Source organism: Microcoleus harperi Pol14_C6 (assembly GCF_036701295.1).
In the GTDB taxonomy this organism is placed as follows: Bacteria; Cyanobacteriota; Cyanobacteriia; order Cyanobacteriales; family Microcoleaceae; genus Microcoleus.
The window spans coordinates 1-13,661 of the sequence record NZ_JAUBQN010000072.1 but is presented as its reverse complement, the minus strand read 5'-3'; the positions used below and the strand labels follow the sequence as shown (position 1 = coordinate 13,661).

Sequence of the window (13,661 nt, the reverse complement as noted above, 5' to 3'; positions counted from 1 at the left end):
TCATTGGTGGCCAGCGTGCGGCTGCTAATTGCGCTCCCACGCCCACCATACAAGTCCGGTGCTACCGGACTTGATATGAGAGGAAAATGCACCGCAAGTTTGATCGGAAATGGAATATTTCGGAAAGATTGGCGGTGAGAAAGTATATCGATGATGTTAATGATGAACTGACCGATAAAATAATTTCTTATTTAAAGTATATGAACAGTGAAGATGTTATGGAGATTTTATTTTATTATAAATTTGATAAAATTTCCCGAGGGTTTGGCGTTTATTTGCAGCGAGAAATCAAGGAATTAATTAATAAATTTCACTTGTAAGGTGCGTCCGTTGAGAGATTGTTGATTGAGGAAAAATTTCGCTGATTGAGACGCACCTTACTAAGCTAATTTAAGCTAATTTTAAGGCATTTTCGGCGGTGACTTGAATGCGCGGCAGCGACAATAAAGCATCGTCAAAACTGCTAAAATTTAATTGATATGATACACCAAAAGTATATCCACTAGCTCCTATTAAATGCGCTACAATGGGATCGAAATCCCCGTAAGGATAGGCAAAGCATTTAACAGATTTCTCTAATCCCTGTTCCAAGATAGCACGGGATTTGACTGCCTCCCGCACAATTTCTGTCGGCGACAATGCAGTCAAAGGTTGATGAGTAGCAGACATAGAACCGAATTCAATCCCTGCATCCCGCAATTGCAAAATTTCCGGCCATCCCATTAACGGCACTTCTTCAAATTCGGCTTTTTCCCAACTATTTGTCTTGCCTATTGACTCCGCTACAAGAAAAACCGTTCCTGTAAAATCAAAGCGTTTTAGCACAGGCCAAGCATATTGGATAAAGTCGAGATAGCCGCCGTCAAATGTCATCAATACAGCTTTACCGGGTAAAGGAGTTTTAGCCAGTTTTGCGCTTCGCCAATTTTCCCAACTCGCACTGTAATAACCCTGATTTTTGAGATTGTGTAACTGTTGTTCAAAAATCTGGGGAGTAACTGCGTCTAAACCGTCAGGAGAAATGCGGCGGTACGAGAGAATCGGGAATTTTTGTGTAACGCTATGATTGTCCAAAACTTGAGGTTTCACCGAGTGAGATACTTCCCGATAAGAAGATTTTGAGCCAATGATTTCCGGTGCGTAAAATACTTGCTTTGGAAACTCGTTTTCTTGGGGAATTTGCATTGTCGGTTCCCCAGCGATTGCCGCGGCTGACTCGATTTCCTGCAGCGCCGCCGCCGGGAGTGAGGCGCGACGGCTGACACTCGTCCCGATCGCACCCGATCGCCTGCCGAATATCACCGCATTTTGGGGATAAATGCCACCAGCACCCGGTGCATTCAACGAGTCGGGCAAATTCGACCTTTGTTGAGCACAAGAGGCTAAGCGCGATCGCAGCCATTGCTTGCCGTTGAGTGGTTTTCCCAGCAAAGCTTCTCGCACGGCGGTGACGCACAACTCAAAACTCATATTTCGAGTAATTGTCGATCGCAATTTTTGAGCAGAAACAAAATTATTTTCCACCGCAACAGTGACAATACCGACAGCAACCCCGCCTACTTTCACCAGCACGTCTATTTCAGAAAGCTCAACTTTTATATTAGCAAATTCTTCGCTAATTTCTACAGCAATCAAATCTTTTTCGATCGTAATTGTTGGGACTTCCTCTGCTATTTCTGGCTTGTAGAAATCCTCCAAATGCCAATGCGGGCGCCCCCATAATTCTTGCAAAAATAGCGTCCAGTCATGTTTAGCGTGCAATGGTTCCAGCAAAGTTTCCCACAATTTATTGCCTCTTTCGCAGCGATTGCGTTGAAAGAAGCGATCGAGAATTAGCCAAGCAAACTGGGCTGCAACCGCATCCGCCAAAACCGCAGCCGCCACCATGCCATCGCAAATCGGCAATTCAATAATACCGAGTTTAATTCCTTCTAGCTTGATCGTACAGGACAGGCGATCGCATATTTGCAAAGCGTAAATATCCGAAATTGGTTCGGTCACTTCCACCGTAACTTTACAGGCAATTTCACCCTTGACTTGCTGAATTTTATCTAAAATATATCTGATTTCATTTCTCGTGAAAATTTTATGATATTTGTGAACGTTACTACTTTTGACATCTCTCTCAATTCCTTTGTGCCAAGGTAGATTTAAACTGAGAGTCGCGGCTTGTTTTTGATAATTAACTAGCATTTCGCCGTCATATTCAATGCCCAAAAAATGACAAATTTCCCCTAAAAATTTTGTTTTGTTGTCTAAAAGCTCCTCATACTTAACTAATATATGATTGGATTTATTAATATATTTGTGGCTAGTTAACATCGCGTGTTCCCAGCGATCAATACAGTGGTTTAAATCCCAACCAGCGCCCCACAAGTCGTTAAAACTCCTAGTAGCCTCATACATAGAAGCTATTGTATCCATACCATTTCGCAAAAGATGTATGAATTTTGCATCCGGTAAAAAGCGCTCTATGTCATCAATAAAATATATGTGTTCCGGCGTTTTTTCCAACCAAATGCTTTTGTTTTGTTCAGCAGCCAAACCATCCAAAACTCCGACAAACCAACTAGCTTTAGCTTCCACAGTTTGGCTGTCATCAAAACCTTGTAAAAGTTCAGGACGCTTAATCTCATCCCTCAAAAAAGCTTCCATTCTACCGGGCAACTTTCCCGCAAACTGATCGTACAGCAAATAGTGAAAAAACTTAGATTCCGGAAAAGAAATGACTTCGGGATGAGCGGCTAATAAGCTTTGAAGAATTGTTGTGCCACTGCGAGGAGCTCCCACTAGAAATATTCGTTTCATAAGATTTTGCACCCATAATTAACGGTATATTTTGAGGTAGGTTGGGTTTCGTTCTCAGAACCCAACCTGCCAATTCTAACTCCAAGTAAAATCCTGCTTTAACAAATCAGAAAGTTCCTGATTGTAAGGTGTGAAATAATCTGTTAATTGTTGTTTGATTGCTGCTGGTATTTTGCTGTACTCCTCGATCGTATTCATCTCATATTCTTTACTTGCGATCGCACTAATCTCCAAGAAATCTAACACTTCCGAAAAAACTTTGTCGGTATTTGCCTCAAAATCTTCACTTTTGAGAATTAGCAACTGTTCCCTAGGAAAATAATCGAGCCAATTCCTGATTTGTTCAACATAAATTCCTCGCGACAAATAAGAATAATGTTGGTGGTTGAAACTGTAATAATCTTTATCGGCTTTGATTTTTTCAATTTCACCTTTTAGGCGATCGGGCTCGGAAGCGATCGCTTTTTCAAAATCGAGCTTTTCGCAGCCGATCGCCACTTCTAAATGATAGTGCAGCCAAGCTCGTTTGACCGGGTTTCGCAGCATTACAATCAGCTTAACATTCGGGAAACACTTGTAAACCCGCTCTGCCACCAACGGATGATAAATATAGTAAGGAGTCATTTCCCACAGCAACACCTTTTCATCCGCCACACTGCGCGTCAACTGCTTGCTGTACCAATCAACGCCCCGCTCAAAATTCAAATCAAAAAAGTGAATGTTGCGGGAACCATCTTTGATAATTTGCAAGTGATTTGCGAGATAGCCGGATAGAGGTTCCGTGCCACACTTTTGAGCGCCAATAATTAAAAAGTCTGGTTCCTGCTTATTTTTCAACTGAGTCGAAATCTTGGCATAGGCGGGATTATCCTTATTCAAGGCATGAACTTTATCGGCTGGTTCTGGTAAATCCGCAACCTGCATTTTGCCATCAAATTCCCAGCGGTAGGGCGGAGCAAGAATCGTTTTTTGGTTTACAGTCGATCGCACGTACAGCGGATAAGTGTGCCAATGATAATCGTAGGCGTAAGCCAAACTCTTCTCGTAAACCCCAGGATTCACGTAATACTGACCGTTTCCTAAATCCAGCCTGTCTACGTGCAGGCGGATTGTGCCTTTACCTTCCGCCAGCGGCAGCAATCTGCCCATTTGATTAGTATTAGTCTCAAAACAACTTTGACCGTCTTCCCGGCTGATTGTTACGCCAAAGATAGCAGCCGAAATTGGCTTCGGTACAGAATAATGAATTTCCACAGTAATAGAATCACCACTGTTTATCTCATCATCCGGCAACACTTTAACATCCGTAATTTCTACTTCCAAAGAACCGAAGCGATTGTCATTAATTCGCAGTTGCGAACCCGTACTCGTCACTTCAGGAGGACGCATGGGAGTGCGTTTTTCGGTTGCTGGCCGCATTTCGGACAAATACTGACCGACTACCACTTCTGGTTCCCCGTAAGCCACGATTTCACCTGATTTCAGCCACAAAGCCCGATCGCACAGTTTATGAATTTGCGCCGCGTTGTGAGAAATCAAAACAATCGCACATCCTTGATTCTTAAACTCCGTGATTCTGTTCAAACATTTATTTTGAAAAGCCACGTCACCAACCGACAAATGTTCATCAACTAACAGCACTTCTGGATCTGTGTGTACCGCCACCGAAAAAGCGAGCCGCATTTGCATCCCGGTACTGTAAGTCCGCATCGGGCTATCAATAAACTGTTCCAATTCCGCAAATTCAACAATATCATCAAACCGGCGCGCCGCTTCCCGACGAGTCAAACCGGCCACCACCGCACCCACAAACACATTTTCTCTGCCCGTTAAATCCGAGTGAAAACCCGCACCCAAATCCAACAAACCGCCAATTCGGCCATTAACTTCAATAGTTCCTTCTTGAGCGTGGCCGATACCGCCCACAAGTTGCAGCAGCGTCGATTTTCCTGCGCCATTCTTCCCGAGAATTCCCAGCATTTCTCCGGGAGAAACGGTGAAATTGATATCCCGCAGTGCCCAAAAACGCGCCTGCGGTTTCATCTGCCGAAAACCCGCCAAAGCGGCCGCCATAATCGTATAAGGTCGATCGGCAGAGTAGCGGTTGAAACGTTTTCCCAAACCCTTGACAACAATAGCTTGACGCATTTACAATTCCTCCACAAAAGTATTGCTTTGCCGTCTAAAAATTCCCAGTCCGATCGGCAAAAGAGCAGCCACAACCAAGCTAACAATTAACAGTGCCAGCCAATCTGGCTGCGTACCCTTGAGCAGTATGGCGCGGTAGGCTCCAAGCAGTGGCACCATTGGATTTAACTGATAAAAAGGCTGAAATTCTTTCGGGACACTGTTGAGGTCGTAGAAAATCGGAGTCAGGTAAAACAGCATCTGCAAAACTACGCCCAAAGTGTGCTGAGTATCGCGAAAAGTGACATTCAAAGCGGCGAGGGGATAAGCCAAACTGACTGTCAAAATAAACTGAATAACCATCAGCAGCGGCAACACAAACAGCACTGCACTCGGTTGAACGCCATCAATTGCCAGAAAGATAATTAACACCGGCAAAGCTAACAGAAAGTGAATTAGCCCCGTCATAGTCGTGACTACCGGCAAAATTGCCGTGGGAAAATTAGGCTGTCTGATTAGGGCTTTATTGTTGGTAATTAATCCCGTTGCTTGAAATAATGCGGTTTGAGACCAACTCCAGATTAACAAACCGCTGAAAGCAAAGGAAGAAAATTGCGGAATGTTAATCGGTATAACAGAGCGAAACACAAAGGAAAATACAGCTAACTGCAACAGCGGATTGATTAAAGTCCAAGCAATCCCCAAAGCCGATCGCTTGTAAAGTAATTTCATATCGCGATCGACCAACACCCGCAGCAAATCGAAGAAATGAGCGATTTTGCGCCTGTAACCCAGCCTTGGAACACTTCTCATCGCACACCTCCGGCAACTTCCTGCGGTTCAGACTGTAGCTGCTCTTGCGGCTCAATCTCACCTAACTGCTGCGCCTGCAACTGCGCTTTTCTGTAAGCAAAAGGACTGTCGAGAGCTCCTAGCAACTCGCTGACTACCAACTTGCGCGGCAGCAAACCCGGAGCCGCCAAGCGGCGCACCAGCCACCAACCAAGCCACTGAAACATAGCAAATTTCCAAATTTCCCAGGGCGGCACAGTGCGGTTGCGATAGCACGTGAGTAAATAAGCCCCAAAACCGCGCCCGTTATCCTGCAACTGCCGGCTCAAAGCATCGGCGCTGCGTCGGTGCAAGTGCCACACAAAAGCTCTCGGCTCATAAAAAGTCGAGTATCCCTTAGCCAAAATCCGATGAAACATCTCAATATCCCCACCACCGCGAGTCGCAGTCCCCACATCGAGAGCAACGTCAAAATTGCCCACAGCCTGGAAAACTTGCCGCCGGAAAGCCATATTCGCCCCCACGCCGTATTTGCTCGCCCACAGCAACTCCCGCACAGAAAGCTTGCTACCGTAGGTTTTGTGGCGGTCGAGGTGTTGCAGCATTCCGCCATATATCAGTTCAAATTGCTGTTGCGGCAAGGTTTCCAGTTCGGCAGCAGCCACTAAACCGCTAACTGCCATAATTTCTGGGTCAGCAAAAGCCGAAGCTATCGCCCGCAACCAACCGCGATCGGGCCGCACGTCGTCGTCAGTAAAAGCAATAATCTCATGTCGCGCTTCCGCGATCCCGCGATTGCGCGCCCAGTCCAATCCTGGCCGTTCTTCCTTGACGTAGCGTACCGGCAATCGCGCGACGAATTCAGCGGTGCTGCTGCTTGCAGGAGCGTTGTCTATAACGATAATTTCGCGGTCGGGATAGTCGAGGGCGAGCAGAGCTTCCAGAGCGCCTTTGAGCAAATCTGTACGATCGCGCGTGCAGATGACAACGCTAATTGGTGGCAGGTGGCGATCCGGCACTGCTTCAGAAACCGCGCCGAATTGCTCTCCTAAAGTCGATCGCACCAACTCTTTTCCTAACTGATCCACAATTGTTTGTCGCACTCGCTCAGCGGAAATTGTTTGTTCCCAGGGATTGTTACTAACATAAGCCCAGCCCAAAGGCCGTCCCCGGTAGCGAACTAAAATGCGAACTCCTTCGTATTGTTCGAGTTGCCTAATCGGATTAATCTGTTCGGCAAACTCAATCTCCATCACTTTTATTGCCATAACTTGCTCCTGAAAATTTTGCAGCGGGCACTAGATAGAAAAGTTTTGACTTGGGACTTTTAACTTTGGGGTTGTAAATTTCCAATTTCCCAAGTTTTGAGGTTTGAGTTTTTGGTTTAACTTCCCTGAATTCAGTAGATATGCACGAAAAAAAATATCTTCTAGGGGCTAGTTTAGCTAAGCATAACGAGATATAAGCGAGAAGATGAAGGTACTCACCTGCCCGAATCATGTAATCTTTAGTTGCACCTATTTACTTAGCTATTAATTGCTAACTCGTAAGTTTCAAAGGCAACTAAAGGTTTTTCTTCAAGCATTTCAGCACTGTGGGGCAAACCGTTAACCGCGATCGCCCCAGCCAGCGATTGAGCAAAGTGAAGCGCCAGAATCGATCGCAAGTGAGCGCCCCGCAGCGGTTCCGCGCCCGCTTGCGGAAAAATATGGCCGACTGCCAGTTGGCCGTAATACAGGTAAACCCCAGCCGGTCGTTCCGCATCCAGCAGACTTTCTGCAGCTTCCCAACCTTGCTGCAAATCAATGTTAATTTCATGTCCGCCCAAATCAGCACGGGCCGGGCCCCCTTGCATAAAACTAGAAATAGCAGAGCGACTTTTTAGCTCATCAATCACACCCCGCAAATACCAATAACCGCGCAATTTTGCCCGCAACCACCGCCAAGTTTCCCGCATCCCCACGCTTTCTAGAAAATCCAGAGATTTCCTGACTCCCACAGCCAGCCAATCCATAACCGCCGGCAAGAAAAACGTCAGCGCCACCACAATCTTGTCTACCAAAAAATAAGGAGTTTCGTAGTCTTTGATGTGCAGCATCGGTCTCAGTTCCGGGTGTCGGCCGCCAATCAAAACATCCGAGCGCCCTTCCTGACGAGAGCGGCGGAAAGAGCGATCGAGATTGTTTGTTTCGTGTTCGTAATGATAGCCCACAGCATCCTGCGCTAAAGCAAAAGGTACATCAGCTTTCAGCAAACGCAGCCCAAACTCGTAATCTTCCCCGCCGCAGTTCCCGAAAGCCGAATCAAAGCCTTCGAGACGAGCAAACAGTTCTGCATCCAAAGAAAGGTTGCCGCTGAGCAAATCTTGATAAGTAAATCTGTGACCAGGTTGGCTCATCTGATAAAACTTCTCTTCCCACCACGAGCGCACTTCCACGTCAAAAAACCTAGTTGCTCCGTGCAACTTAGGCGGATAGGGCCCCATGACAGCCGCTCCTGGACGCTCTCGGTGAACCCGTGCGTGGCTTTCCACCAAAGGCGGCAGCGCTTCGATGTCGTCGTCGAGAAACAGCAGCAATTGCCCGGTAGCCGAAGCCGCTCCTGTATTGCGGGCGATGGCAGCGCTCCGGCAATTTACCTCGATCACCTGCAGTTTAAACTGAGCTTTGTAGTCTTGTAGCATTGCCAAAGTATCGTCAATGCAGCTATCTGCAACTACAATAACTTCGAGCAGGTCGATCGGATAAGTCTGCGAGTGCAAAGCATCAAGAGCGCGCCGCAGCGAAGAACTTCGATTGTGGCTCGGAATAATTATGCTAATTGTTGGATTTTCCCTATTCATATTAGATTGGTATTTGGTAATTAGTAGTTGTTATTTGGGATTGGGTAATTAATATTTGGTACTTGGTATTTGGGGATTTATAAGTAGTGATTAAATTTTCCAACACTCTTACTTCTTCCCTCTACCCTCAATATCCATCTGTTAAATCCCTTAAATCCATTACACCATCCGTTGCCGGACTTCCCTGTTCCTCCTGACTAATGACTAATGACTAATCCAAAAAGCTTAGACCTTAGTTTCATTTCCCAGATTTATCTTTGGAGTAAATCTAAATTATAAAATCTAAAATCGATTGACTTCCCCTTTAACTTCCTGCAACCGCTTGCGAGAATCAAAATAAGCCATCGGCCCGCTAATGCACCCCCGCATTTGAGCCAAAAGTAAATCACTAGGAATACAGCCCGGTTGCTTTCGCAAAGAAGCAAATAATTCAGGAATTTGCTTGTAATACAGCCATGCCCAAGCTAATAGAGGCACACTAAATTCTTTGTTGATTACAAACAGCCGCGTCCAGAAAGCATAGACTCCGATTCCGTAGCATCGGAGCAAGTTGCGCAGTTCTTCCCAGGTGCGTCGGTGGCGGTGCCAACTCAAAGCCCTCGGTTCGTAGACGATGCGGTAGCCCGATCGCAAAATGCGGGCAAACAGTTCGCTGTCTGAACCGCACTTAGCGGGCGTGCCCACGCCCAAAGCTTCGTCAAACAGACCGATGTAGTCGATCAAACTTTTCCGCACAGCCATACTCGCCGAAACCCCCACTGGAGCTATAATCAGCGGATTGCATTGGGCCCCGTCAACCACTCGGCGCTCGTAGCCCCGTCCGTGGGGGCTGTAGCGCTCAAACCATTCTTGCGCTTCGGTTTCCAGTTCCAAGGGCATCACCAGCCCCGTGACGCACATCACTCGCGGATCGCTAAAATTCCACAAGAGCGATCGCAGCCAGTTCGGATCGGGGGCAGCATCGTCATCTGTAAACGCTACAAATTCGTGTTTAGCTTCGCGTAAAGCTCGGTTGCGGGCAGCGCTCTCGCCCGCTACATCTTCGCGCACATAGCGGATTTTTGGGTAATTTTTGACCAATTCACTGCTGGCATCCGTGGCTGGACAATTGTCAATTACCAGGTATTCCTGACCCTCATCTGGCAGCAGCATCAGCGCGTCTAGACAGCGCCGCAAATCTTCCGGTCGATCGCGCGTGCAAACTGCTACTGTGGCGAGCGGCAATGCCTCCACTGGTCCCCGCTCATCCCATTCTAGAGTGTCGTAGAGCCAGTTTTTCCACAAGTTGTCACCAGCAGCATTCATCAGTGTTTCCCGTAATTCGTCACCGCCAAGGCGGCCTGCGACTACGGGCAAAAGAGCTTGACCGATCGGTTTTCCGTGCAGTCGAATTAAAATCAAGGCTTTGCTGTAACGCTCCTCAACCGTGATTTCTGGCGGGAGTTTGGAGATTTCCAGGTCAAGAATAGCTGTTGCCATTTTAGATTTTAGATTTTAGATTGCGAAAACATCCTAGATACTCCCTATATTACCCGATGTATTTTAGCAGAAATTGTTTTAGGGGATAGCAACTTCTCAATGCCATACTTGCCGATTGCCTATCGCGAATCAAGGATAAAGCCTCATTGTTTTTATTGCTTTTATTTATTTTTACTTTCAATTACTCACTGATGTCAAGTTTTTTCCCAACACAACTTTTACCATCGGCAACGATCCCTCGTCGAGGCTTATGTCAATTGCAGGTGCTATTGGCAGCCGACCGCCACTAAGCCTCGCCATTAATGCACCCTGTAAAAACCCGAGTCTGTGACAAAACCCGGTTTGTGCGATAGCTCCTCATTTCAGTTTTAATTGAGATCGGGTACTATTCAAGGGCAATATACCAAACAATTAAGGACTCTCGCAATTCCAACTTTCGCAAGTAGTATTTCTATAGCAATCCCAAGCCAGTTGTCAAAATAGAGACGCAGCCCAGAAAATACTCTTTTTTGACAATAAAGCCCAATGTCAAGTATAACGGCACAAAAAACCATAATATATTATAGAGTATTGTAGGATCCCATTGAGCTAAGAATCACTCCTATACAACCCACTTGATGAGTGTTCTCACCAGCCAGACCCACATTTTCGCGATTGTCCAAATCAGCACGCGTCGGGTCTCCGTGCATAAAACTAAAAATTGCTAATCTAGTTTTGAGTTCATCAATCACACCCCGAAAATACCAATAACCGCGCAATTTTGCCCGCAATCACCGCCAAGTTTCCCACATCCCCAAGCTTTCGAGCAAATCCAGAAATTTCCTGACTCCCACACCCAGCCAATCCACAACCGCCGGGAAGAAAAACGTCAGTGGCACCACAATCTTGTCTACCAAACAATAAGGAGTTTCGTAGTCTTTGATGTGCAGCGTCGGTCTCAGTTCCGGGTGTCTGCCGCCGCTCAAAACATTCGAGCGCCCTTCCTGACGAGAGCGGCAGAAAGAGCGATCGAGATTGTTTGTTTCGTGTTCGTAATGATAGCCCACAGCATCCTGCGCTAAAGCAAAAGATCTAGCACCCGCCAAAGCGGTTAGGACGCAATGCGTAAAACAGCCTCGAACGCATCTGCTAAAGAATCAAACTGATTCTTTAGTTTACGAATTAAACTGCCCGGCAAAGACAAGCATTGGTCAATGCAATTTGAAATCCGGAGAGAAAGTTGGTAAATATAACAGTCTATATCCTGCACTTTGAATTAATTCTTCAATTCGACAACCTTGATAAAACGTGGCCTTATCCCTCAGCAACACTTGTCTTTAATAAGGGTAAAAATATCGAGTGAGCGTGGAATGTCTAAGGTGTTTCCTCTATCCATTTTCGGCCCTGTGCTTATCTCAATAATTAACTTTCCGCTTGATGTATTTGCTTTCACTGAGATGCACCCTTGATATTTAGTATTTGGTATTTGGGAATTGATAAGTGGTGATTAATTTTTTTTAAACATTCTTTCTTCTTCCCTGGTCCCTCAATATTCATCTGTTAAATCCCTTAAATCCATTACACCATCCGTTGGTTATCTTCCCTGTTCCTCCTGACTAATGACTAATCGAAAAAGCTTAGACCTTAGTTTCATTTCCCAGATTCATCTGTGGAGTAAATCGTAAATCGTAAATCTCAAATCTAAAATCGATTGACTTCCCCTTTAAGTTCCTGCAACCGCTTGCGAGAATAAAAATAAGCCATCGGCCCGCTAATGCACCCCCGCAGTTGAGCCAAAAGTAAATCACTAGGAATACAGCCCGGTTGCTTTCTCCAAGAAGCAATTAATTCAGGAATTTGCTTATACCGCAGCCATCCCCAAGCTAATAGAGGTACACTGAATTCTCTGTTGATTACAAACAGCCGCGTCCAGAAAGCATAGACTCCGATTCCGTAGCCTTGGAGCGTTTTTTGCAATTCTTCCCAAGTGCGCCGATGGCGGTGCCAGCTCAATGCTCTCGGCTCGTAGACAATGCAGTAACCCGCGCGCAAAATGCGGGCAAATAGTTCACAGTCTTCACCGCCCACCGTAGGTGTTCCCGCCCCCAAAGCTTCGTCAAAAAGGCCAATATAGTCGATCAAACTTTTCCGCACAGCCATACTCGCTGAAACTCCCACAAGGTGCACAATCAGAGGATTGCAGTGCGCCCCGTCAACTACTCGGCGCTCAAATCCCCGCCCGTGAGGGCTGTAGCACTCAAACCATTCTTGCGCTTCGGTTTCCAGTTCCAAGGGCATCACCAGCCCCGTGACGCACATCACTCGCGGATCGCTAAAATTCCACAAGAGCGATCGCAGCCAGTTCGGATCGGGGGCAGCATCATCATCTGTAAACGCTACGAATTCGTGTTTAGCTTCGCATAAAGCTCGGTTGCGGGCAGCGCTCGATCCCGGTAAGTCTTCGCGCACATAGCGGACTTTTGGGTAATTTTTGATTAGTTCCTTGGTAGCATCCGTGCTGGGACAATTGTCAATTACCAGGTATTCCTGACCCTCATCTGGCAGCAGCATCAGCGCGTCTAGACAGCGCCGCAAATCTTCCGGTCGATCGCGCGTGCAAACCGCTACTGTGGCGAGCGGCAATGCCTCCACTGGTCCCCGCTCATCCCATTCTAGAGTGTCGTAGAGCAAGTTTTTCCACAAGTTGTCACCAGCACCATTCCTCAGTGTTTTCCGTAATTCGTCACCGCCAATGCGGCCTCCGACTACGGGCAAAAGAGCTTGACCGATCGGTTTTCCGTGCAGTCGAATTAAAATCAAGGCTTTGCTGTAACGCTCCTCAACCGTAATTTCTGGCGGGAGTTTGGAGATTTCCAGCTCAAGAATAGCTGTTGCCATTTTAGATTTTAGATTTTAGATTGCGAAAAAATCCTAGATACTCCGTATATTACCGGATGTATTTCAGCAGAAATTGTTTTAGGGGATAGCAACTTCTCAATGCCATACTTGCCGATTGTCTATCGCGAATCAAAGATAAAGCCTCATTTCGTTATGCTTATTATTTATTTTTACTTTCGATGACCTGCTGATGTCAAGTTTTTTCCTACATAATATTTTTTATCGAAAACCTTCGCAGCTAGATGCACGTGTCAATTGCAGCCGTTATTGGCCATCGGCACCCTCCCCAGCCTCCCCATTCATACCAAATCTAAAAACCAGATTTTTTGATAACACCCAGTTGGTGCGAGCGCCCCTAATTTCAGCTTTAATTGCGATCGGGTACTATTTTCTAAAACATACCAAACAATTAAACCCTCTCGCAATGAAAACTTTCTTTCGCCAGCAGTAATTATTCTCTAATCCCAATCCAGTTGTTAGAATAATGAGAGCGCCCCTTAATGTTTTTAAGCTAAAACCTAACAAATTGCGCCAAGACAAATACCATGTATGTCTTGGATTGGTCGTTTTATCTAAGGCTCGTCCTATACAAAACACTGTATGAGTTCAACACTAGATCCACATCAGCTATATTTTTACCTACTTATTTAAGCGACGACATATAGCCTTTATCAGAAAGATGAGGTATCATGTTACTGACCCTCACGAGTGAGTGTCAAGCAGAGAAGATAAGATC

At 46.1% G+C, this 13,661-nt stretch carries 8 protein-coding genes; all 8 read right to left on the bottom strand.

Annotation, left to right across the window (positions count from 1 at the left end):
- Nucleotides 1-390: 390 nt before the first annotated feature.
- The 8 genes from QUA27_RS26325 to QUA27_RS26290 all read right to left on the bottom strand — a co-directional run bounded on the left by QUA27_RS26325 (nucleotide 391) and on the right by QUA27_RS26290 (nucleotide 12,925).
- Nucleotides 391-2,808, bottom strand: a complete 2,418-nt coding sequence (locus tag QUA27_RS26325; protein WP_333071898.1) for a sulfotransferase — start codon at nucleotides 2,806-2,808, stop codon at nucleotides 391-393.
- 75 nt (nucleotides 2,809-2,883) lie between these two features.
- Nucleotides 2,884-4,956, bottom strand: coding sequence for an ATP-binding cassette domain-containing protein (locus QUA27_RS26320; protein ID WP_333071896.1), 2,073 nt, complete (start codon nucleotides 4,954-4,956; stop codon nucleotides 2,884-2,886).
- Nucleotides 4,957-5,748, bottom strand: a complete 792-nt coding sequence (locus tag QUA27_RS26315; protein WP_333071893.1) for an ABC transporter permease — start codon at nucleotides 5,746-5,748, stop codon at nucleotides 4,957-4,959.
- Nucleotides 5,745-6,995 carry a glycosyltransferase family 2 protein gene (locus QUA27_RS26310; protein WP_333071892.1) on the bottom strand — a complete coding sequence of 417 codons (1,251 nt, stop codon included), beginning with the start codon at nucleotides 6,993-6,995 and terminating at the stop codon, nucleotides 5,745-5,747. Before QUA27_RS26310 ends, QUA27_RS26315 begins: the two co-directional genes overlap by 4 nt.
- A gap of 257 nt (nucleotides 6,996-7,252) precedes the next feature.
- The gene (locus tag QUA27_RS26305; protein WP_333071890.1) at nucleotides 7,253-8,569 is read right to left on the bottom strand and encodes a glycosyltransferase family 2 protein; all 1,317 of its coding nucleotides are present in this window, start codon (nucleotides 8,567-8,569) and stop codon (nucleotides 7,253-7,255) included.
- A gap of 282 nt (nucleotides 8,570-8,851) precedes the next feature.
- Nucleotides 8,852-10,048 (bottom strand): glycosyltransferase family 2 protein, encoded by a 1,197-nt coding sequence (locus tag QUA27_RS26300; RefSeq protein ID WP_333071888.1) that lies wholly within the window; start codon nucleotides 10,046-10,048, stop codon nucleotides 8,852-8,854.
- A 770-nt stretch (nucleotides 10,049-10,818) separates the two neighbouring features.
- Complete coding sequence (locus QUA27_RS26295; protein ID WP_333071886.1) at nucleotides 10,819-11,133, bottom strand: hypothetical protein; 315 nt, start codon at nucleotides 11,131-11,133, stop codon at nucleotides 10,819-10,821.
- A 595-nt stretch (nucleotides 11,134-11,728) separates the two neighbouring features.
- Nucleotides 11,729-12,925, bottom strand: coding sequence for a glycosyltransferase family 2 protein (locus QUA27_RS26290; protein ID WP_333071884.1), 1,197 nt, complete (start codon nucleotides 12,923-12,925; stop codon nucleotides 11,729-11,731).
- Between the last annotated feature and the right edge of the window lie 736 nt (nucleotides 12,926-13,661).

Excerpts from the sequence above, each read along its gene's own strand:
- QUA27_RS26325 (WP_333071898.1), bottom strand. The coding sequence starts at position 2,808 with ATGAAACGAATATTTCTAGTGGGAGCTCCTCGCAGTGGCACAACAATT.
- QUA27_RS26320 (WP_333071896.1), bottom strand. The coding sequence starts at position 4,956 with ATGCGTCAAGCTATTGTTGTCAAGGGTTTGGGAAAACGTTTCAACCGC.
- QUA27_RS26315 (WP_333071893.1), bottom strand. The coding sequence starts at position 5,748 with ATGAGAAGTGTTCCAAGGCTGGGTTACAGGCGCAAAATCGCTCATTTC.
- QUA27_RS26310 (WP_333071892.1), bottom strand. The coding sequence starts at position 6,995 with ATGGCAATAAAAGTGATGGAGATTGAGTTTGCCGAACAGATTAATCCG.
- QUA27_RS26305 (WP_333071890.1), bottom strand. The coding sequence starts at position 8,569 with ATGAATAGGGAAAATCCAACAATTAGCATAATTATTCCGAGCCACAAT.
- QUA27_RS26300 (WP_333071888.1), bottom strand. The coding sequence starts at position 10,048 with ATGGCAACAGCTATTCTTGACCTGGAAATCTCCAAACTCCCGCCAGAA.
- QUA27_RS26290 (WP_333071884.1), bottom strand. The coding sequence starts at position 12,925 with ATGGCAACAGCTATTCTTGAGCTGGAAATCTCCAAACTCCCGCCAGAA.